The organism is Pseudofrankia sp. DC12 (assembly GCF_000966285.1).
Taxonomy (GTDB): Bacteria; Actinomycetota; Actinomycetes; order Frankiales; family Frankiaceae; genus Pseudofrankia.
Map to the genome: position 1 here is coordinate 2,284,708 of NZ_KQ031391.1, position 21,597 is coordinate 2,306,304.

Sequence of the window (21,597 nt, forward strand, 5' to 3'; positions counted from 1 at the left end):
CGGGGGAGGCAGACCCGAAGCACCCCCAGACGCGGTCCGCACGGGCACCGAAGCCCGAGGCGTGCCGGGCACCCGTCGCGCCGGCCGGAAGCGCCCCGGCGCGCACCAGGGAGCGCCCGGAGCGTAGGCATGGAACGCGGTGCGCACAGGGCACGGAGGCGAAAGGCGGAACGAGTGACCGGCACATCGAAGGCGAGCGGTACGGGCCGGCTGGCCCCCCGGGCCCGGGCCACCTTTCGGCACCTGGGCGCGGGGCTCGCGATCGGCGCGCTGACGCTCACCGTCGCCGCCTGCGGCGGCCACAAGGGGAAGCCGGCCGGGCCGGTCGGAGTGTCCGTCACCCGCGGCCAGCAGACGTCGGTCCCGTTCAGCTCGGCCGGCGGCGACGTCATCCTGACCATGAAGACCGCCTCGCCGGAGGCGTCCTGGGGGACGATGGGCAGCGAGTCCGCGGTCCTGTCGCTCTCCGTCGACGGCAAGTACACGTCTGACGTGGTCATCGCGACGACGTTCGCCGTCTCGCGCAGCATCGACCTGGGCGACCTGACGGCGGGCAGCCACAACCTGCAGGTGAAGTTCGACGACGACCGCTCGCCCAGCGGCACCAAGACCGCGAACGTCACCGACCTGAAGTTCAGCACGCTGGCCGCGACCGACGACGGCTACGCCGCCTCGCAGTTCGCGCCGATCGTCTACGGCCGCAGCGGCCAGGGCGCGACGGCCGATATCAACGGGCCGTTCCAGACCGCTGTCACCGACACGCCGATGGTCGCCTTCCACACCGAGACGCCGGCGACGACGCCCGGCAACACGATCCTGCGCTACTCCGTCGTCTACTCGAACGAGGACGGCGCCCCGTCGGTGCCGGAGATGCTGGCCCAGTGGGGCCGCAGCGCCGAGATCAACTGGGCGTACCAGGTCGAGGTCGACGGTGGCGGCAAGGCCGTCCCCGGCAGCGCCATGGTGCGCGGCCAGGACGGCTCGACCGTGCCGTACACGGGCGGCTACGAGGGCACCCACCCGGTGATCCAGACCTGTGGCCTGACGAACGACGTGTGCGGGAAGACCGACGGCCAGATGCGCTACACACTGTCCGCGCTGGACAACATCGACCCGGAGAACGAGGCTCCGGAGCGGATCATGGATGACAATCCGTGGACGTACTGGATGATGTCGCAGGAGCTGATCCGCGAGGGCAAGACCGCCGAGGACCCGCTGGACGACCCGTCCGCCAATCCGACCAGGTCCGCCGGCGACCCGCGTTCCTACCTCTACCTGGTGCTGCGCAAGTCGACCCAGGGCGCTACGCCCAACACGGACAACGCCTGGGTCGGGGTGACGATCGGGATCAAGCTTGCCGGCGACCCGACGATCTACCGGTCCGACCTCGGGGTCGCCAAGTGGTCACTGCGCCGCGACGAGCCGGCCGCGACCGCGATCGAACTGCCGCCGGGCACCGTCGCGGATGACATCGAGCAGATCCGGGCGGTCCGGGTGGTCGGCGCGGGCCGGGACACCAAGGCGAAGGTGCAGATCGAGTCGATCGAGCGGGCGTTCTTCCTCGACGCCGACTACCTGCCGCAGGCCTCGTTCCTGTTCAGCCCGACGCAGGCGACCCTGACGTCGGCGAACCCGGCAGTGGTCCTGCTCGACCGCGCGAACGGCCCGATCATCCGGCCGAGCACCTCCGCCACGGCCACCGGCGGCACGGGAGCGGTGCCGTCGGCCAGCGAGACGGCGCTGGTGCCCGGGATCACCATCGGCCCGAGCCTGCGCAACCCGTTCGGCGGCTCGACGACGGCGCCGGCCACGACCCCCGCGGCCACGCCGAAGGCCTCCGTCACCGCCAAGCCGGAGTCGACGCCTACGTCCTGACGTGGCAGGGGAGGCGGGCTGGCCGGCCCTGGAGTCGCGCGGCCAGCCGGGCGGCCCGTCGCGGAGGTCTTCTTGGTCGAGCGGGGCGTGTCAGCCAGCCGGGCTCGCGACGGCGAGGCCCGCCGGACCCGCGCCCGCGGCGATCGTGCCGGCCTGCGCCACCTCGACGGTAGCCGCCGTGGCGGGCCGCACCGACGCCCAGGCGGTGTCGGCCGAGTCGAGGGAGCTGCTCGTGTTCGACCGCAGCGTCTCAGGGGCGACCTGCGTCCCGTCGAACAGCTGGGCGCACCAGCGCGCCGCCTGCTGGTAGTCGGCCAGGCCCTTCGTCCACGCCTGGCCGACATCGCCGTCCGGTACGTCGCCGACGTGCTGCGCGTCTACAGCCCGTGAGTCCAGCAGCACGCAGGCCGGCTGCAGCGCCATCCCGTCGAGATCGGCGATCGCCTTGCGGACGGCGGCCTCCGCGGACGTGACGTCCCCACGCGGACCGGCGATCGCCGCGTAGAAGCCGGTGAGGTCCGGCACCGGCGACGTCGTGACAGCTGCCGGTTGCGAGCCCGCGGCGACGGGCGCGCCCGCGACGCCGGCGGCCAGCACTGGCCGCGGGGCACCGTCCGGGCTCCCACCACCGGTCGGCCCGAACACCCAGACCACCGCGCCGACCACGATCACCCCGGCGCCCCCGAGGATCACCAGCCCGCGACGCCGTTCGGAGCCACTGAGCTCCTCCCAGGTCCGATACTCCTTGCCCCGACCCGCCACCCCGGCTCCCCTGGCTCTCTGTCGTGTCCTTCTCCGCGTCGGCCGGGGGCCAGCCCCGGGCGGCGGGCGCGATCAGGTCATCGATCGCGCCGCCCCCGGCCCAGGGGGCCGCCACAAGGACAGACGCACAGCTTCGGAATCACGTTGTCCCAACCAGCGGTGTTTCGTCCCCTTCGCGGCCCGGAGTTTTCTCACCGTTCCAGGGTTCGTGGGCTCCGGTGGTCTGACGTAGGGGAAGAGATGCCATCTGGCCACCTCGCGGCCCTCCCCGGCGAGGGCCGCGCGTGCGGTCGCTCAGTCGAGCAGGTCAGGCTCCCGGCGGACGATCCGGTCGTAGAGCGGCTGGAAGTTCAGCCAGCCGGTCAGCGGGTTGCCGTTGAGCTGGCAGGTCAGCTTGGCCTCATCGTGCGGGATGTGAGTGACGGTTCCCGCCGCCTTCGCCAGCAGCTGCACCTGCGCCGACCGCTCCGCCGCGATGAACCAGTACGCCGCCGCGTCGACGCTGTCCGCGACGGTCAGCATGCCGTGGTTGGCCAGGATGACGGCCTTGTGGCTCTGATCTTCCACGGCAAGCTAGCCATGATCTCATGATTCGCACCGCCAGGCCACGGTGCTGGCCGCCCTCACCGACCCCGACGAACGCACTGGCGAGCTCTTACTACGGGTTGTTCGAGGTCGCTGTGACGACCTCAGGCAACCCCCGGCCGTCGGTCAGGTCAGGCTCGGCTGGCTCGCTGCCCGTTCAGCCCTCGGCCGCCGCGAGGCCGACCGGGCAGCTGACACCCGTGCCGCCGAGGCCGCAGTAGCCGTTCGGGACCTTGTGCAGGTACTGCTGGTGGTAGTCCTCGGCGTAGTAGAACGGGCCGGCGGGCGCGAGCTCGGTGGTGATCTCGCCGTGGCCGGCGGCCGTCAGCCGCTGCTGGTAGGCCTCGCGGCTACGCGCGGCCGCGGCGGCCTGCTCGTCGGAGCAGGTGTAGATCGCCGAGCGGTACTGGCTGCCGACGTCGTTGCCCTGGCGCATCCCCTGGGTCGGGTCGTGGGACTCCCAGAAGACCGACAGCAGCTTGTCGTAGGAGACCTGGCTCGGGTCGTAGACGACCTGGACGGCCTCGGTGTGCCCGGTGAGGCCGGAGCAGGTCTCCTCGTAGGTGGGGTTCGGCGAGAAGCCGCCGGCGTAGCCGACGGCGGTGGAGTAGACGCCCGGGGTCTCCCAGAACTTGCGCTCCGCGCCCCAGAAACAGCCGAGGCCGAACAGGGCGACCGCCAGGCCCGCGGGGAACGGGCCCTCGATCGGAGTGCCGAGCACCGCGTGCCGCTCCGGTACGCCGTAGAGCCGCCGCTCGTGCCCGGGCAGCGCCTGCTCGGCTGTGACCATGGTCGCCGCGCGCCGTCCGAACAGCATGTGAACCACCTCCGGTAGCCGGCCCGCCCCCGGCCAGAATGTCAAGGGCGAGATCCACCCCGCACAACAGCGCGAAGGGGTGGTCCGTTCCCTCGGAAAGGAAACGGACCACCCCTTGGACGCGTGCCCCTCGCCTAAAGGACGAGGTCCTCCAGCATCGTCGTCACCAGGGCCGCGATCGGGGACCGCTCGGATCGGGTGAGGGTGATGTGCGCGAACAGCGGGTGGCCCTTGAGCGTCTCGATCACCGACGCGACGCCGTCATGCCGGCCGACCCGCAGGTTGTCCCGCTGCGCCACGTCATGCGTGAGCACCACCCGCGACCCGGCACCGAGCCGGGACAGCACGGTCAGCAGTACGCCGCGTTCCAGCGACTGCGCCTCGTCGACGATCACGAAGGAGTCGTGCAGCGACCGGCCGCGGATGTGCGTCAGTGGCAGGACCTCCAGCATCCCCCGCTCGGCGACGTGGTCGATGACGTCCTCGGAGACCAGCGCGCCCAGCGTGTCGTAGACAGCCTGCGCCCAGGGCGCCATCTTCTCGTTCTCGCTGCCGGGCAGGTAGCCGAGGTCCTGGCCGCCGACGGCGTAGAGCGGGCGGAAGACCACGACCTTGCGGTGCGCCCGGCGCTCCATCACCGCCTCCAGGCCCGCACACAGCGCCAGCGCCGACTTTCCGGTGCCGGCCCGGCCACCGAGCGAGACGATCCCGATCTCCGGGTCGGCCAGCAGGTCAAGCGCGACCCGCTGCTCGGCGCTGCGGCCGTGCAGCCCGAAGGCCTCCCGGTCGCCGCGTACCAGCCGGACCGTCTTGTCCGCGCAGATCCGGCCGAGCGCTGAGGCGCTGCCGCCGGACGACGTCAGCACAAGGCCCGTGTGGCACGGCAGCTCGGCCGCTTCCGCGAGCATGAGGTGCTCGCCGGCGTACAGCCTGTCGAGCTCCTCCTGGCGCACGCCGAGCTCCGCCATGCCGCCCCAGCCGGTGTCCACGGGCTGCAGCGCCCGGTACTCCTCGGCCTGCAGGCCGACCACGGAGGCCTTCACCCGCAGCGGCATGTCCTTGGTGACCAGGACCACGTCGTCGCCCTCAGCCGCGAGGTTGAGCGCGACGGACAGGATCCGGGAGTCGTTGTCGCCGACTCGGAACCCCGGTGGCAGCACCGTCGGGTCGGTGTGGTTCAGTTCCACCCGCAGAGTTCCGCCGCCTTCCAGCGGCAGCGGCTGATCGAGACGCCCGTGCCGGATGCGCAGGTCGTCCAGGATGCGCAGGGCCTCCCGGGCGAACCAGCCCAGCTCGGGGTGGTTTCTCTTTGCCTCCAGCTCCCCTATTACAACCAGGGGGAGCACGACGTTGTGCTCCGCGAATCGCAGCAGCGCGCGAGGGTCAGACAGCAGCACGCTTGTGTCGACGACATGCGTTCGTGGCACACGCCCACCCGCTTACTCGGAGTTGTCCGGGACATGGCCCCACAGGGGCCGGGTCCCGGCCTCCTGGCGTTGTCGCGAAAGCGGCACCGAGGGGCCTCCCAGCGGTCCAGCCCTACGCCGGACCACGATTTGAGACGTCGAGGCATCACGGTAGCCGCAGGTAGGTGGGTTGGCGACCCACTTCACCGAACACGTGGCGAACGTACGTCAACGCCTTCCGTGACCGGGATAGGCACCAGGCCCCCGTCCGGCCCGCTTCGGACCCAGATTGTCACGGTACGCAGCCGTAGTGAACGCACCCGTCGTGGGGCTGGCCGCCAGCCGAGCAGGTCGACCGCGCGATCGTCACCGTGAGTTCCGCCACCCGACGATCACGCAGAGATCGCGGCGCGCTCACGCGGGGACCAGCAGCGACACCACCGGGCCGGCCTCCGGACCCGGCGGGGCGGTGGGCGCGATCACGCCCAGCGATCAGGCTCCAGCGGAGAGCTTGACACCCAGCAAGCGGCGGACCTCGTCCTCGGTACGCGCCGGCCGCTCGCAGACGAAGTGCTGGCAGACGTAGACGCCGGGTTCCGGCCGGTGGTCGGTGAGCGGGCCGGCCGTCACCACGACCGCGCCCGGGGCGGTGCCCAACCGGGCGAGCCGCTCCAGGTCGGGCCGGCCGACGACCGCGACCTCGGCCGGGCCGGCGAGCAGTGCCTCGGCGACGGCTCCGGCATAGCCGGCGAAGGACGCGTCCCGCGCCAGCAGCGCGGCGAGCAGGCCGACCGTGGCCTCCGCGTCCTCACGGTGATCGGCCGAGCCGGTCAGCGCGGCGTAGGTCAGCAGCGCACCGGCGAACGCCGACTGGCCGGACGGCGTCGGCGAGTCGGAGATCTCCCGGGGCCGACGCAGGAGCGTCTCCGCGTCGTCAGCGGTGTCGTAGAAACCCCCGTCGGGGGCACGGAAACGGGCGCGGGCGACATCGAGCAGCTCCCTAGCCAGCTCAAGCCACGCCAGCCCGCCGGTCACCTGGTAGAGCGCGAGCAGGCCCTCGGCGACGTTGCCGTAGTCGTCCAGCACCCCAGCGTTCGGGCCGGCCTTGCCATGGCGGCTGGTCCGGCGCAGCCGCCCGTCGACCAGGTGCACGTCGCGCAGCAGGCCGGCGGCCCGCTCGGCCGCCTCGACCCAGGCCGGCTCCTCGAACAGGGCGCCCGCCTCGGCGAGTGCCGCGATCGCGAGGCCATTCCAGCTCGCGACGACCTTGTCGTCGCGAGCTGGCTGTGGACGCAGCGCCCGGGCCGCGGCAAGCTCGTCGCGGACCCGGGCCAACCGCGCCGGGTCGGCCGGGTCGGTGGGGAGCTGGAGCACCGACGAGCCGTGCTCGAACGTCCCAGCCGGGGTGACGGCGAACAGCTCGGCGGCCCAGGCGGCGTCGTCCGGCGTGAGGACCGCGGCCAGCTGGGCCGGGGTCCACACATAGCTGGCGCCCTCGGCCGGATGGCTCGCGTGCTCGTCGCCGGGGCCGTCGGGGGCTTCCTGGGGCACCGCGTCGGCGTCGAGAGCCGAGGCGAACCCGCCCTCGGCCGTGCGCAGGTCCGCCAGCAGGAACTCGGCCGTCTCGCGCACCACCCGGGCCACGAGCCCGCTGCCCGTGGCCCGCCACAGGTGCAGGTAGACGCGCAGCAGCTGCGCGTTGTCGTAGAGCATCTTCTCGAAGTGCGGGACGGTCCACGTCGCGTCGACGCTGTACCGGGCGAAACCGCCGGCCAGCTGGTCGTAGATGCCGCCGCGGGCCATCCGTTCGCAGGTGAGCGCGACGAGGTCCAGTGCCCGGGCGTCGCCGGACCGGGCGTGGTGACGCAGCAGCAGCTCGGCGACCATCGACGGCGGGAACTTCGGCGCCGCGCCGAAGCCGCCGTTACGCGGGTCGAACCGGCCGGCGAGCTGGTCGACGGCGCGGTCCAGCAGGTCGGCGTCGAGCCGGGTGCCTGCCGCGCGCCCACCGGCGGGCGTCTCGGCGGCCTCGGCGAGCTTGCGGGCGATGTCCGCGCCGGAGGACTCGATCTCCTCCCGGCGGGTGACCCAGGCCTCCGACAGCGCCGCGAGCACCTGACCGAAGCCCGGCATGCCCGGGCGGCCCTGGGGTGGGAAGTACGTCCCAGCGAAGAACGGCTCGCCGGCCGGAGTGAGGAAGACGGTCATGGGCCAGCCGCCGTGCCCGGTGAGCGCGACGGTGACGTCCATGTAGACGGCGTCGACGTCCGGGCGCTCCTCCCGGTCGACCTTGATGTTGACGAAATGCTGGTTCATGAAGGCCGCGGTGGCCTCGTCCTCGAACGACTCGTGGGCCATGACGTGGCACCAGTGGCAGGACGCGTACCCCACCGAGAGCAGCACCGGGACGCCGCGGCGGGTCGCCTCGGCGAACGCCGCCGGCTCCCACGGCCACCAGTCGACGGGGTTGTCGGCGTGCTGGAGCAGGTATGGGGAGGTCTGGTCGGCCAGCCTGTTCGCCACGGGGCACTCCTTCTCGTGTCACAAAGCCGGTCCGCGTCCTTTGACGCTATGGGGCGGCCGAAGCCTCCCGCCGGCGGCGCCCGGCAGCCAGCCCCGTCCGGTACCCGCGCGGCTCCTGGCCCCGGCGGCAGCGGGACGTCACACGGCGGTCGCCGAGGTCAGCGGTAGACGGCGAGCATCAGCGCGATGTAGTGGCAGCAGGCGGCGATGAGCGTGAACGCGTGGAACACCTCGTGGTAGCCGAAGACCCGGGGCGCGGGGTCGGGCCGGCGCATGGCGTAGACGATCGCGCCGACGCTGTAGCAGACGCCGCCGGCGAGCAGCAGCGTCAGCGTCGCGACCCCGGCGGTGTGGGCGACCTCCGGGAAGACGAACACCCCCACCCAGCCGAGCGCGATGTACAACGGTACGAACAGATACCGCGGCGAGTGCAGCCACAGCATCCGCAGCAGCACGCCGAGCGCGGCCCCGCTCCAGACCACGATCAGGACCGGCTGGGCGATGTGGCGCGGCATCGCCAGCAGCGCGAAGGGGGTGTAGGTGCCGGCGATGAAAACGAAGATCATCGAATGGTCGAGGCGCTTCATCAGCGCCCGCGCCCGGGCGGTGGACCACAGGGTCCGGTGGTAGAGGGCGCTAGTCCCGAAGAGTGCCGTAATACTGATCGCGTAAACCCCGACGGCGAGCCGGGCCCCGAGTGTCGTCGGCAGCGCCACAGCCACCACGCCAAGTGCCACACTTACCGGAAAAGCTCCGGCATGTAGCCATCCCCGCATGCGTGGTCGCACCAGGTCACGCGGGTGGGCTCGGCTGTCGGCTGTGTCGCCATCAGGGCGGTTGTCGCCAGAGTCCGGTTGCGGACCGGCGGCGTGGGGTTGCGTCGCTCCGTGAGTGACCACGTCAGAACGATAACCGCGCGGCCCTCCGGAGCGTCGCACGCCCCGGCGTGCCAGCGGGTCCGAACGATCCCGATGCGTGATGGAACCAACGTTTCCGCCCCACTGTACCGCGCGACTGCGCACGGAAAGAGCGGTACAGTCTAATGATCCTGAACGCGGCCTCGAACGTACCCCTTGTACGAGCGGACACTGTTGTACTGGCGCCGTACTGGCGGACACAGCACTGGCGGTCAGCGCCGGCTCACCGGTGGATTGTGACCACCTGTACACGGGGGCGTTCGGGTGCGCAAGCTACACGCAAGCTGCACCTGTATACCGAGGCGAGAACGCGGCAGGTTCGACGCGACCGGAGGTGTGAGCTGTGACGACCGCGGCACAGATTCCCGGGCTGGATGCCGCCCCGACCAAGCACGCCAGGCTGCTCGCCTGGGTGCGCGAGATCGCCGAACTCACTCAGCCGGACAAGGTGGAGTGGTGCGATGGCTCCACCCAAGAATTCGATCGGCTCACCAATCTTCTCATCGAGCGCGGGACGTTGGTGAAACTGAACGAGGAAAAACGTCCCAACAGCTTCCTGGCGCTCTCCGACCCGAGCGATGTCGCCCGTGTGGAGGACCGCACCTACATCTGTTCCGCCAAGCGTGAGGACGCCGGCCCGACAAACAACTGGGTCGAGCCGGCAGAAATGCGCGTAACGCTCAACGGCCTGTTCAGCGGATGTATGCGTGGCCGGACGATGTACGTCGTTCCGTTCTGCATGGGCCCGCTCGGGTCGCGTATCTCGGCGCTCGGCGTCGAGATCACCGACTCGCCGTACGTCGCGATCTCGATGCGGACGATGACCCGCATGGGCGCGCCGGCCCTCGAGCAGCTCGGCGAGGACGGCTTCTTCGTGCCGGCGGTGCACTCGCTGGGTGCCCCACTGGAGCCGGGCCAGGACGACGTGGCGTGGCCCTGCAACGACACGAAGTACATCGTCCACTACCCGGAGACTCGAGAGATCTGGTCGTTCGGTTCGGGCTACGGCGGCAACGCCCTGCTCGGCAAGAAGTGCTACGCCCTGCGGATCGCGTCGGTCATGGCCCGGGACGAGGGCTGGCTCGCCGAGCACATGCTGATCCTCAAGCTGACCGCCCCGACGGGCGCGGTCCACTACATTGCGGCCGCCTTCCCATCGGCCTGCGGCAAGACCAACCTCGCCATGCTCATCCCGACCATCCCCGGGTGGAAGGCCGAGACGGTCGGGGACGACATCTGCTGGATGCGCTTCGGCGAGGATGGCCGGCTGTACGCCGTCAACCCGGAGGCCGGCTTCTTCGGCGTCGCACCGGGCACCGGGGCGGACACCAACCCGAACGCGGTCGAGACCCTCTACGCCAACGCCATCTACACGAACGTCGCGATGACGGACGACGGCGACATCTGGTGGGAAGGCTTCACGAAGGACAAGCCGGCCCACCTGACCGACTGGAAGGGCGAGTCCTGGACGCCGGAGGCGACGAGCCCGGCCGCCCACCCGAACGCCCGGTTCACCGTCCCCGCCGGCCAGTGCCCGACGATCGCGGCCGAGTGGGAGGACCCGCGCGGCGTGCCGATCTCGGCGATCCTCTTCGGTGGCCGCCGGGCGACCGCGGTGCCCCTGGTCACCGAGGCCCCCGACTGGCAGCGCGGAGTCTTCTACGGCTCCATCGTCGCCTCGGAGACGACGGCCGCCCAGGCCGGCGCGATCGGCCAGCTCCGGCGCGACCCGTTCGCCATGCTGCCGTTCTGCGGCTACAACATGGCGGACTACATGGGTCACTGGCTGGCCACCGGCCAGAAGGCCGACGCCTCGAAGCTCCCGCGGATCTACTACGTGAACTGGTTCCGCAAGAGCCCCGAGGGCAAGTTCCTGTGGCCGGGCTACGGCGAGAACAGCAGGGTCCTCGCCTGGATCGTCGGCCGGCTCGAGGGTGAGGCGGACGGCGTCGAGTCGCCGCTGGGCGTGCACCCGACCCTCGAGGCGTTCGACACCGATGGCCTGGACATCGACGAGGCCGACCTGACCACCCTGCTGACCCTCGACACGGAGGTCTGGAAGCAGGAGGCCGACCTGATTCCCCAGCACTACCAGACCTTCGGCGACCATCTCCCGGCGGAGCTCTGGTCCGAGCACCAGGCCCTCGTCGAGCGCCTGAACGGCTAGCCCACCCGCGTCACCACACCTGACGCACGCGCGACGATCGCCCCCGCCGGCCCAGCCTGCGGGGGCGATCTCGTTGCGGGGCACAAGATAGTCAACACCTCTTTTGACTGGGAGATCACGAAACGGACACCCGCGGCTCTGCGGCCGCCAGCCCAGCCGGGTGGCGGGCACACGTCGAGGCGCCGCTTGCGGGCAGGACCTCCGCGAAGTGTCGCGCCTGAGCTCACCCAGGATGCGCGAATAGTCCGGGTACCCATAATTGCGCTCCCCACGAGTCGAGAGATTCCAAGTGAGCGCCGAACCGAACAAACAGCCAGCACCTCCGACATCGGCCGCCGATGTCGCGGCCGGGCCGCGGTCGCCAGCCACGGACGGCCCTTCGGCGCCGTCCACGCCCACACAGCCGGAGCCGTCCAACGCGCCCGCAGCCGCCAGTCCGGTGCCTGCCGGACCGTCGACCGCGGCCGACCTGGTAGCCCGCTGGGCGACACCGGATCCCGGCCCGACGCGAGCGGGCGACGGGGCCAAGCCGTCGCGTCCTGTCGCGGCGCCCGGGCTCGGGCTCGGGCTCGTCAAGCCGGACCTACCAGGCTCGGCCTCGGTGCCGGCCGCCCCCGTCGATCCGGCCTGGCCCGTCCCTGAGGGCCAGCCCGCAACCGGGAGGCCGCCCGTCGCCGGAGCCGAAACCGAGGTCGCGCAGGTGGTCCCCACCGGCGCCGGGCCGACGGGATCCGGTCAGGCATCGCCGCCGAACGCCACCGGATGGCCGGCCGGCGGGCCGACACCCCTGGCACCCGGCGCCGGTCCCAGGCGGCCGGCGCCGCTCGCCGAGACGACCCCCCGACGGCTCGTGCTGGCCGGTCTTTCAGTGGGAAACATCCTGGTCTTCGCGATGGTCGGCGCGCTGCTCGGAGCGTTCCGCTGGGGGCTTCGTCGAGGGACTGCACGACGCCGGCGACCAGCCGACGGCCGCGAGCCAGCCGAAGGCCACCCTGCCCGAGGCGGCGGCCGCGTCGACCGTCACACCCGGGCCGACCGATCCGTTCCAGAGCCTGGACCTGACGAGATACGGCGTCGGCGCGGACGGAATCACGCTGCCGGCGGCGGCGCCGGCCGGCAGGTTCAGCACCGTCCAGGTCAGCGGCGCCCTGGACGTGTCCAAGCAGTTGCTCGTCGCCCTGCTGGACAGCCGGACGCTCGCGGGTGACCCGGCCGACTACTACCAGCTCCTCTCACCGGGTTCAGCCGCGGACATCCGGGACTGGATCGCGGGGATCCCGACCGGGCGGAGGAACTCGACGATGTTCACGATGCTCGCGCCGGGCGTGTCCCTCGCCGACCCGAGAGTCCCCATCGCTTCCACGATCACCTTTGACGCGGAACCCCTACGAGGGGCGCGAGACGCTTCAAGTGAAGGCGAACCTAGCCGTCGTCTATGAGCTGCGGCGGGATGGCGACGTACGCGTCGTCGTCCGCCAGTTCGTGCAGAACTACACCTTCCACCACCCGCGGGACGTCGCGGACGGGGAGAGCGGGCCGTACGTCTCGAGCCCGGGTGGCTCGGGCTTCTGCCTCGACGGGGACGAGTTCGATCGCGGGCTGATCGCCGCCGACGCTACGCAGGCGGACCCGACCTGCGCGGCGGGCGTTCTCACCGCAATTCCCACGCCGGCCTGAGCGCGGGCGACGGCTGGCCCCCGCGCGGTCAGTCGGAGTCGGGGTTGCCGGCGCGGCGGGTGCGCTTGGTGTCCGCGCGCTGGCGTTTGGCGGCGAGCCGGCGCTCGACGGAGCCTCTGGACGGCTTGGTCGGGCGTCGGCTGCGGGGTGGCGGGGCGGTCGCCTCGCGCAGCAGGTCGACGAGGCGGCCGAGTGCCGCCTCCCGATTGCGCAGCTGGGCCCGCTGCTCGGACGCGGTGACGACGAGAACCCCGTCCACCAGACGGCCATCGAGACGGGCCAGCGCCCGGGCCCGCAGCTGCTCGGGGACCGCGGGTGAACGAGCGAGGTCGAAACGGAGCTCGACCCGGCTGTCGGCGGTGTTCACGCCCTGCCCACCCGGACCCGACGACCGGGAGAACCGCCACCGCAGCTCACCGTCGGGCAGCGAGAAACCCGGCCGGACCTGCCGGGACGCAGCCTCCCGGGAGGCCGTCTCCCGGGTCGTCCGCGGGCTCGCTTCATCAGGCACGAGCCCATGGTGCCATCGACACCGCGCGACCGAAACCGGATAGACCGCGCATCACGCGCGGCGATCATGCCGCGGCCCCCGCCGGCAGCGCGAGCGCGGGGCCACCGACGACGACACGCAACCCAGTTCCCGACCCTGGATCAGCATCCACGCCGTAGTTCCGCGCTGCCCGCGAACCAGGTCGGCCCCCGCAGCAAGCCCGCCCTCATCCCCACACCCAGCTGCCACCCCACCCCCCCAACGGGTCACAAATTCCCCTGCGCAGCCAGTGATCAAGAAAGCCTCACGCCCCATCGGGACACCTTGATCACCCGTTGCGCAGGCAGAACGGCGTTGCATACCCCAATTTGTCTACTTTTTCCCTGCGCAGTTCTCGATCAAGGCGTGGCAGCTTGCCCAGCCAGCCGGTTGATCGGCGTCTGCGCAGGCAAGTCGGCGCCTGGGATCGGCCGGAACGGATGGGGGAGGGCGCCCAGCGCCCGACCCCGGCGGTCGGCCAGAGGCGCGAGGCGCCGCCTCTGGCCGATGCCTCAGGCGACGGCGATGTTGACGATGCGGCCCGGGACGACGATTAGGCGCTTGACCGTCTTGCCGTCGGTGTGCTTCGCGTAGTCCTCGTGCGCCGTCAGGGCTGCCTTGACCTCGCCCTCGGCGGCTCCGACGGGGACGGACAGGGTGAAGCGGACCTTGCCGTTGACCTGGACCGGCAGCGTCACCGTCGACTCGGCGGCCAGCGCCTCGTCGCCGACCGGGAACGGCTCGCGGATCAGCGATCCGTCGTGGCCCAGCCGGGTCCACAGTTCCTCGGTGATGTGCGGGGCCAGCGGCGCCAGCATCAGCACCATCGCCTCGGCCAGCGCCCGCGGCGGCCGCTTCGCGTCGGACGAGTAGTGCTTGCTGACGAAATTGGTCAGCTCGATCAGCCTGGCCACGGCGGTGTTGAACCGCATCCCGGCGTAGTCGGCCCGCACCGCCAGGATCGTCCGGTGCAGGGTGCGGGTCGCCTCCTCGTCCAGCTCCGCGTCGGCGACCTGAGGCTGCCCGGTCGCCTCGTCGACCAGGTTGCGCCACAGGCGCTGCAGGAACCGGTGCGGGCCGACGATGTCGTCGGTGCGCCAGGGCCGGTCGGCATCCAGCGGGCCCATCGCCATCTCGTAGACGCGCAGCGTGTCGGCGCCGTAGGCGTCGTACATCTCGTCAGGGGTGACGCTGTTCTTCAGGCTCTTGCCCATCTTGCCGGAGCGGCGGGAGACGGGCTCGCCCTCGAAGCGCAGCGTGCCGTCGGCGTCGGCGGTGACCTCCACCGCCGGGACGTACATGCCCCGGGCGTCCAGGAACGCGTCGGCCTGGATGTAGCCCTGGTTGAACAGCCGCTTGAACGGCTCCTTCGTCGACACCAGGCCCAGGTCATACAGGACCTTGTGCCAGAACCGGGCGTACAGCAGGTGCAGCACGGCGTGCTCGACGCCGCCGACGTACAGGTCGACGCCGCCGTCACCGTCCGGGCCGGAGATGGACGGCATCCAGTAGCGCTCGATCTCCGGGTCGACGAACCGCTCGGCGTTCGTCGGGTCCAGGTAGCGCAGGTAGTACCAGCAGGAGCCGGCCCACTGGGGCATCGTGTTCGTCTCGCGCCGGTACTGCCTCGGGCCGTCGCCCAGGTCCAGGGTGACCGTGGCCCAGCCGGACGCGCGGGCCAGCGGCGGTACCGGGTCGGAGGTGTCGTCCTCCGCCGTCGGGGCCGGGCGGAAGTCCGTCATCTCGGGCAGCTGGACGGGCAGCAGCTCGTCGGGCACGGCGATCGGCAGGCCGGTCTCGTCGTAGACGATCGGGAAAGGCTCGCCCCAGTAGCGCTGCCGAGAGAACAGCCAGTCGCGCAGCCGGTAGGAACGGGCGGCCCTGCCGTTGCCGGCCGCCTCCAGCCAGGAGACGGTGGCCTTCACGGCGCCGGCCTTCGACAGGCCGGTCAGCGCCGGCGCTCCGGGCGGCGCGGGCAGGTACTCGCCCTCCCCGGAGAAGGCGACCGGCCAGACGTCGACTGAGTCGTTCGACGACAGCCCGTGCTCGGCCAGGAAGTCGTCGCTCGGCGCCAGCACCGGCGGGGTCGGCAGGCCGAACTCGCGGGCGAAGGAGAAGTCGCGCTGGTCGTGCGCGGGGACGGCCATGACGGCGCCGGTGCCGTAACCCAGCAGCACGTAGTCGGCCAGGAAGATCGGGATGTGCCTGCCGGTGATCGGGTTGCGGGCGTAGGCGCCGGTGAAGACGCCGGTCCGGTCGACCTCCTCGCCGCGCTGGCGGTCGCTGCGCTTGCCGGCGAACTCCTGGTAGGCGGCGACTGCGGCGGCCGGTGTCCAGTCGGCCGGGATCCCGGCCGGCCCGTCCGGGGCGGTGCCACCCGGGCGGCCCTCCAGGAAGGTCCACTCCGCCGGGGTGCCCGCGGGCCATTGCGGCGCGGTCAGCGAGCCGACCAGCGGGTGCTCCGGTGCCAGCACCATGAACGTCGCGCCGGGCAGCGTGTCCGGCCGGGTCGTGTAGACATCCAGGGCCAGCGCGGGCCTGGGCGGCCCGGCGGGATCTCCGGTCGAGGCCGCGAACGTGACGTGGGCGCCGTCGGAGGGACCGATCCAGTTGCGCTGCATCTGCTTGATCGAGTCGGGCCAGTCGACCAGGTCCAGGTCGGCCATCAGCCGCTCGGCGTAGGCGGTGATCCGCAGCGTCCACTGGCGCAGCGGGCGGCGGAACACCGGATAGTTGCCGATGTCGCTGCGGCCGTCGGCGGTGACCTCCTCGTTCGCCAGCACGGTGCCCAGGCCGGGGCACCAGTTGACCAGCCCCTCGGCCAGGTAGGCCAGCCGGTAGCCGTCGACGGCCTTCCGCCGCTCGGTCGCGTCCAGCTCGGACCACGGCAGGGTCCCGGCGGGCGTCCGGGTGCCGGCCTCGAACTCGGCGACCAGCTCGGCGATCGGGCGTGCCCGGTCCAGCTTCTCGTCGTACCAGCTGTCGAAGATCCTCTTGAAGATCCACTGTGTCCACCGGTAGTACGTGACGTCGGTGGTGGCGATCTCGCGACGGGTGTCGTGGCCCAGGCCCAGACGGCCCAGCTGGCGCCGCATGTTCGCGATGTTGGCCTCGGTGGTCACCCGCGGGTGCTGGCCGGTGTTGATCGCGTACTGCTCGGCCGGCAGCCCGAAGGCGTCGTAACCGAAGCTGTGCAGCACGTGCCTGCCGGTCATCCGCAGGTAACGCGCGTAGACGTCGGTGCCGATGTAGCCCAATGGATGGCCGACGTGCAGGCCGGCACCGCTCGGGTACGGGAACATGTCCAGCACGAAGAACGGGTCCAGGCCCTTGACCTCGTCGAACCCGTCAGACAGCGGGCCGATCGGGTTCGGGGACGCGAACGTTCCACGCTCCCGCCACCAGCTCTGCCACCGGCTCTCGATCTCGGCGGCCAGCCGGGGGCCGTAACGGAACGGCAGCTCGGTCTCGGCTGGGGCCGGCGCCGTCGCGTCCTCGGCCGCGCCGCTCTGGGCCTTGTCGGTCATCTTCGTCGCATCCACTCGGCTGGTCCGTCGTCGAGGCGGGCTCGACCTCGGGGCAGGGTTCACGGGCCCCGGCGAGCCGACCAGCGGTCGGCGACCAGGGCTCGCATGGCTCGTCCATCCACGCCAGGTCGGGCCAGCCGGGTGTCGGGCCGCTCCAGCTGGGGCGGCCGTCTCGCCCGGGCGACCTACGGCCACCGGTGGCGTGCCTGCCGTCGCCGGTGCCGGCCGCCACGAGCGCGGACGGAGTCGATCGTCTCCGACCCGAGGGTACCGGTGCGACCGAATATCCAGTCGATGCGCCGCGGCCTCGCGGGACGGGCTCCGTTTGTCGGGAGGCGTCGCTGGCCCGCCGGCGCGGCCCAGGCGTTCGGCTGGCGCTGCCCCACGGCCGACGCGCTGGCCAGCCCCCGAGACCCAGCCGGGTCCGGCCCGCCGCCTGTCGAGACGGCAGTGCCGACGGATCAGCCGGTCAGGCGTCCGGTGGCGTGCCGGCGGACTGGGCCGGGATGGCGACGGCCTGGGCCTGGCTGACCTCGGCCGGCTCACCCTCGCCCGCCGTCGCGGCGAGGCGGTGGGCGTTGGCCGCCGCGAAGTCGCCGTCCTCGACGTGGCCCCGCATCCGCTTAAGGCTGCCGGACATGAAGTAGAAGATGAAGCCGGACGCCACGCAGAGCAGCACGACGGTGAGCAGCCCGGCCGTCCCCGCGCTCATCTCGTTGGCCGCCAGCACCGGCCCCGCAAGCACCTCGTTCACGCTTCGACCCTACGCCACGGCCGACAGCGGTCAGGCCCAGGCAGTTCGCCTGGGACCAGGCAGTTCGCCTGGGACCAGGCGACGCGGCCGTACCAGACCGTGGCAAAGCGGCCGTACCGAATCGCGTTAGCGCGGCCGTCACCGAATCCCGACGAAGAGGTCGTTCTCGGGCAGGGTCCCGACCTCGATGAGGGAGCGGGCGAGCTGGTAGTCCTCCGTCGACCAGGCCTCGCGCTGCAGGTCGAGCGGGACGCGGAACCACGGGCCGTTGGGGTCGACCTGGGTCGCGTGCGCCAGCAACGCCCGGTCACGGACCTCGAAGAAGGCCCCGCACTCGACCCGGGTGGTCACCCGGTTGCTGTCCTCGGCCCGGTCGATCCAGGTCTCCAGCCGCTCGGCGTACGGCGACTCCAGCCCCCGGGCCCTCATCGCGTCGTGCAGCGCCAGGATGCGCGCCTTGTGGAAGGTCAGGTGGTAGTAGAGCTTCAGCGGCTGCCAGGGCTCGAGACCCGCCTCGGTGCCGTGCTCCGGAAAGCGCTCCGGGTCACCGGCGGCCTCGAACGCCACCGCGCTGATCCTGTGGGTCATGATGTGGTCCGGGTGTGGGTAGCCGCCGTTCTCGTCGTAGGTCGTGATGACCTGCGGGCGGAACTCGCGGATCAGCCGGACCAGCGGGCCGGCCGCGACCTCGGGGTCGAGGGTGCCGAACGAGCCCTCCGGCAGTGGCGGCAACGGGTCACCCTCGGGCAGCCCCGAGTCGAGGAAGCCGAGCCAGGTCTGCCGCACGCCCAGGATCGCGCGGGCGCGCTCCATCTCCTCCCGGCGGACCTCGGTGATCCGGTCGAGGATCTCCGGTTTGTCCATGGCCGGGTTGAGGATGCTGCCGGCCTCGCCGCCCGTGCAGGTGACGACGAGAACCTCGACACCCTCGGTGACGTAACGCGCCATGCTGGCGGCGCCCTTGCTGGACTCGTCATCGGGGTGGGCGTGCACGGCCATCAGCCGCAGCCCGTGGCCCGGCGTGTGCGTCGAGGCGGCCAGACCGCCACCCGTCGCGCGGCGGGCGACGGAATCGCTGTCAGCGAGGCTGGCATAGGAGGGAGCTGCCCCCGGGTTCACCGGCATGAAAACCATTGTGGCTGATCCGTAGGACAGTCCGGCGCCGCGCGCGGACGGCCCGGCGGCGATGCCGCAAGATGTGGCTGACGTCATGTCGGCTCGACTGGGCATCACCCTGCTTTGAGGACGGCCTCCCGCCGGGCCGTCACGCCAGCCGAGCCCCGGCTATGTGGCCGACTTCACGGTCCATGTGGAAAAGTCACCGAACGCCGTGCCACAATGCACCGTCCGCGCACGCGTCCCTGGACAGTGAGGTCCCCGGCGGGGCCGTGAGGTGGGTCGGCGAGCCATGAAGGCCAGCCGACGGACCGGGAGGTCCCAGCCGACAGGGTCACGGTGCGGTGCACCGGCGACGCCGCCACCCTGCCACACAGGGCAGGCGCCGCATGACCGTCAGTGTCACCGCCCCCATACCTGGGGAGGGGACCGACGGGGTCCTGCCGGGTCGGAGACGGGGTCGTCGATCCGGGAGGTCGCGGCGTCATCGCGGTCGGCGCGGCTCTCGGTGACCGCCGCGACCACAGCGGCGGGGCCGCGAGCACCGCGCGTCAGCCACAGGCGCCGCGTGTCGTCTTCGAGATTCTAGATCTTCCTGATAACCTGACTATTTGCTTTGCTACGAGGAGCGTGACGCGTGACCCAGCAGACCTGGCTCACCCAGGAGGCTTACGACCGGCTTCGCTCCGAGCTCGACTACCTGACGACGACCGGCCGGACCGAGCTGGCCAACAAGATCGAGGCCGCTCGGGAGGAGGGTGACCTCAAGGAGAACGGTGGCTACCACGCCGCCAAGGAGGAGCAGGGCAAGCAGGAGGCGCGCATTCGCCAGCTCGCGGACCTGCTGCGGGACGCCAAGGTCGGCGAGGCCGCGGCCAGCACCGGAGTGGCCGGCCCCGGCACGGTCGTCGAGGTCCGCTTCCAGGGCGAGCGCGAGACCGAGAAGTTCCTGATCGGCTCGCGTGAGGACCACAGCGCGCCCATCGACGTCTTCTCCCCCGCCTCCCCGCTCGGCGGCGCGGTGACCGGCCGCAAGGCCGGCGAGAAGGTCACCTACACGCTGCCGAACGGGCGCAACGCCTCGGTGGAGATCGTCTCCGTCGCCCCATACGTCCTGTAAGTCCTGAAGACCTGGTAGGTCCTGCGCGCACGCCGAGGACCCGGCGGCCTGGCCCGCCGGTCGTGGTCCTCGGCTCACCCTCCGCCGACAGGTGGCGGAGCGGGCCGAGGTGGGGCACATCTCGCGGTGATTTCCTGATTTGGGCGGCGACGTCCCGCTTTTGGTGTGGGATGGGGTTTCGGGGCGCCGGGGCGAGTCGTGGTGGTGGGCAAGCCGGGGCGACTTTGCGAACCACGCCGGCCCGGGCGCAGGCGGGCGGTAGCGTCGGAGGAGTGGTAGATCTGCCGGTCCCGCCCCGTCCCACCCCTCCGCCGGGCACCGCGTCGCCGGGCACCGCGTCGCCGGGCACCGCGTCGCCGGCCGGCGCGGCAACGAAGGTCGTCGCGCCGTCGGTCGCCGATCTATCCGGGCGTCAGCCAGCCGCGACCACCCTGCGAGAGCTGCGCGCGTCCGGTCACGTACACCGGTCCGTCCGCGCCGAGCTGCGCGACAACCTGCTGGCCCGGATGGCGGCCGGCGAGAACCGGTTCCCGGGGATCGTCGGCTTCGACGACACCGTGCTGCCGCAGGTCGAACGCGCGCTGCTGGCCGGGCACGACATCGTCTTCCTCGGTGAACGCGGCCAGGGCAAGACCCGGCTGATCCGCACCCTCGTCGGCCTGCTCGACGAGTGGTCGCCCGCCGTCGCCGGCTGCGAGATCAACGACCACCCGTACGCGCCCGTCTGCGGCCGCTGCCGGGCGCTGCTAGCCGAGCTCGCCGAGCAGTTGCCCGTCGTCTGGCGGCACCGCGACGAGCGGTTCGGCGAGAAGCTCGCGACCCCCGATACCTCCGTCGGCGACCTCATCGGCGACGTCGACCCGGTCAAGGTCGCCGAGGGCCGCACCCTGGGCGACCCGGAGACCGTTCACTACGGCCTGGTCCCCCGCTGCAACCGCGGTGTCTTCAGCGTCAACGAGCTGCCCGACCTGGCCGAGCGGATCCAGGTGGCACTGCTCAACGTCCTGGAGGAACGGGACATCCAGGTCCGCGGCTACCTGTTGCGGCTGCCGCTGGACCTGCTGCTGGTCGCTTCCGCGAACCCGGAGGACTACACCAACCGGGGCCGGATCATCACGCCGCTGAAGGACCGGTTCGGCGCCGAGGTGCGCACCCACTACCCGCTGCGCCTCGACGACGAGCTGCGGCTGATCAAGCAGGAGGCGGTGCTGGCCTGGACGGGCTCCCCGCTGGGCGCGCCGGTCCTGCCCGACCACCTCGTCGAGATCGTCGCCCGGTTCACCCGGCTGGTCCGCGACGCGCCGCAGGTCGACCAGCGCTCGGGCGTGTCGGCCCGGCTCGCGGTCGCCGCCGCAGAGACGGTGGCCGCCTCGGCGGTCCGCCGGGCGGCGCTGACCGGTGAGGACGTGCCGACGGCACGCGTCGTCGACCTGGCCTCGATCGTCCCGGCGGTGCGCGGAAAGGTCGAGTTCGAGGCACTCGAGGAGGGCCGCGAGGACGAGATCCTCACCCACCTGCTGCGCCGCGCGATCGCCGAGACGTACCGGGCCAGACTGGCCGGGACCGATCTCGCCGGCCTGCAGAAGCGGTTCGACGCCGAAGGGCCGGTCGAGACCGGCGACCTGGTGACCGCGGCCGAGCTGCTGCGCCGGGTCGGCCCGGTACCCGGCCTCGCCGGGATGCTCACCAAGCTCGGGGTCGACGGCGCGGAGTCGCCGGGCCTGGCCGCCGCGGCGCTGGAGCTGGCGATGGAGGGCCTGCACCTCAACCGCCGGCTGGCGAAGGAAGAACTGCCCGGCAGGACCGTCTACGGCGGCTAGCC

General features: G+C 71.8%; 16 protein-coding genes. 5 read left to right on the plus strand and 11 right to left on the minus strand.

Features of this window, described 5'->3' with window-relative positions; genetic code table 11:
- Nucleotides 1-174: 174 nt before the first annotated feature.
- The gene (locus FRADC12_RS09240; protein ID WP_232303691.1) at nucleotides 175-1,875 is read left to right on the plus strand and encodes a hypothetical protein; all 1,701 of its coding nucleotides are present in this window, start codon (nucleotides 175-177) and stop codon (nucleotides 1,873-1,875) included.
- A gap of 90 nt (nucleotides 1,876-1,965) precedes the next feature.
- Here FRADC12_RS09240 and FRADC12_RS09245 read toward each other — a convergent pair whose 3' ends face one another.
- The 6 genes from FRADC12_RS09245 to trhA form a co-directional block, all read right to left on the minus strand.
- A complete protein-coding gene (locus FRADC12_RS09245; RefSeq protein ID WP_045876359.1) occupies nucleotides 1,966-2,637 on the minus strand; it encodes a hypothetical protein in 672 nt (223 codons plus the stop codon).
- 294 nt (nucleotides 2,638-2,931) lie between these two features.
- Nucleotides 2,932-3,204, minus strand: coding sequence for a class II aldolase/adducin family protein (locus FRADC12_RS09250; protein WP_045876360.1), 273 nt, complete (start codon nucleotides 3,202-3,204; stop codon nucleotides 2,932-2,934).
- Between the two features lie 175 nt (nucleotides 3,205-3,379).
- The gene (msrA, locus tag FRADC12_RS09255) at nucleotides 3,380-4,039 is read right to left on the minus strand and encodes a peptide-methionine (S)-S-oxide reductase MsrA (RefSeq protein WP_045876361.1); all 660 of its coding nucleotides are present in this window, start codon (nucleotides 4,037-4,039) and stop codon (nucleotides 3,380-3,382) included.
- A gap of 134 nt (nucleotides 4,040-4,173) precedes the next feature.
- Nucleotides 4,174-5,466 (minus strand): RNA 5'-3' helicase PhoH2, encoded by a 1,293-nt coding sequence (phoH2, locus tag FRADC12_RS09260; protein WP_045876362.1) that lies wholly within the window; start codon nucleotides 5,464-5,466, stop codon nucleotides 4,174-4,176.
- Between the two features lie 471 nt (nucleotides 5,467-5,937).
- The gene (locus FRADC12_RS09265; protein WP_045876363.1) at nucleotides 5,938-7,968 is read right to left on the minus strand and encodes a thioredoxin domain-containing protein; all 2,031 of its coding nucleotides are present in this window, start codon (nucleotides 7,966-7,968) and stop codon (nucleotides 5,938-5,940) included.
- A 158-nt stretch (nucleotides 7,969-8,126) separates the two neighbouring features.
- Nucleotides 8,127-8,744 (minus strand): PAQR family membrane homeostasis protein TrhA, encoded by a 618-nt coding sequence (gene trhA / locus FRADC12_RS09270; protein WP_045876364.1) that lies wholly within the window; start codon nucleotides 8,742-8,744, stop codon nucleotides 8,127-8,129.
- A gap of 484 nt (nucleotides 8,745-9,228) precedes the next feature.
- Here trhA and FRADC12_RS09275 point away from each other — a divergent pair, with 484 nt between their 5' ends.
- Nucleotides 9,229-11,052, plus strand: a complete 1,824-nt coding sequence (locus tag FRADC12_RS09275; RefSeq protein ID WP_045876365.1) for a phosphoenolpyruvate carboxykinase (GTP) — start codon at nucleotides 9,229-9,231, stop codon at nucleotides 11,050-11,052.
- 865 nt (nucleotides 11,053-11,917) lie between these two features.
- Here the strand turns inward: FRADC12_RS09275 and FRADC12_RS09280 are convergent.
- Nucleotides 11,918-12,214 (minus strand): hypothetical protein, encoded by a 297-nt coding sequence (locus FRADC12_RS09280; RefSeq protein ID WP_045876366.1) that lies wholly within the window; start codon nucleotides 12,212-12,214, stop codon nucleotides 11,918-11,920.
- 209 nt (nucleotides 12,215-12,423) lie between these two features.
- Here FRADC12_RS09280 and FRADC12_RS09285 point away from each other — a divergent pair, with 209 nt between their 5' ends.
- Nucleotides 12,424-12,729 carry a hypothetical protein gene (locus FRADC12_RS09285; RefSeq protein ID WP_045876367.1) on the plus strand — a complete coding sequence of 102 codons (306 nt, stop codon included), beginning with the start codon at nucleotides 12,424-12,426 and terminating at the stop codon, nucleotides 12,727-12,729.
- A 28-nt stretch (nucleotides 12,730-12,757) separates the two neighbouring features.
- On the opposite strand, the gene arfB is transcribed toward FRADC12_RS09285, so the two are convergent.
- The 4 genes from arfB to mca all read right to left on the minus strand — a co-directional run bounded on the left by arfB (nucleotide 12,758) and on the right by mca (nucleotide 18,538).
- Nucleotides 12,758-13,240, minus strand: a complete 483-nt coding sequence (gene arfB, locus FRADC12_RS09290; RefSeq protein WP_084010539.1) for an alternative ribosome rescue aminoacyl-tRNA hydrolase ArfB — start codon at nucleotides 13,238-13,240, stop codon at nucleotides 12,758-12,760.
- Nucleotides 13,241-13,770: 530 nt separating this feature from the next.
- Nucleotides 13,771-16,785: a leucine--tRNA ligase gene (locus tag FRADC12_RS09295; protein WP_045879308.1), complete on the minus strand. Its 3,015-nt coding sequence runs from the start codon at nucleotides 16,783-16,785 to the stop codon at nucleotides 13,771-13,773.
- A 469-nt stretch (nucleotides 16,786-17,254) separates the two neighbouring features.
- Entirely contained in the window at nucleotides 17,255-17,539 is a 285-nt protein-coding gene (locus FRADC12_RS09300) for a hypothetical protein (protein ID WP_045876368.1), read from the minus strand.
- A gap of 138 nt (nucleotides 17,540-17,677) precedes the next feature.
- A complete protein-coding gene (gene mca, locus FRADC12_RS09305; RefSeq protein WP_045879309.1) occupies nucleotides 17,678-18,538 on the minus strand; it encodes a mycothiol conjugate amidase Mca in 861 nt (286 codons plus the stop codon).
- A gap of 754 nt (nucleotides 18,539-19,292) precedes the next feature.
- Between mca and greA the strand changes: the two genes are divergently transcribed.
- The gene (gene greA, locus FRADC12_RS09310) at nucleotides 19,293-19,775 is read left to right on the plus strand and encodes a transcription elongation factor GreA (protein WP_045876369.1); all 483 of its coding nucleotides are present in this window, start codon (nucleotides 19,293-19,295) and stop codon (nucleotides 19,773-19,775) included.
- A gap of 431 nt (nucleotides 19,776-20,206) precedes the next feature.
- Nucleotides 20,207-21,595, plus strand: coding sequence for a magnesium chelatase ATPase subunit I (locus FRADC12_RS09315; protein ID WP_045879310.1), 1,389 nt, complete (start codon nucleotides 20,207-20,209; stop codon nucleotides 21,593-21,595).
- Nucleotides 21,596-21,597 lie beyond the last annotated feature (2 nt).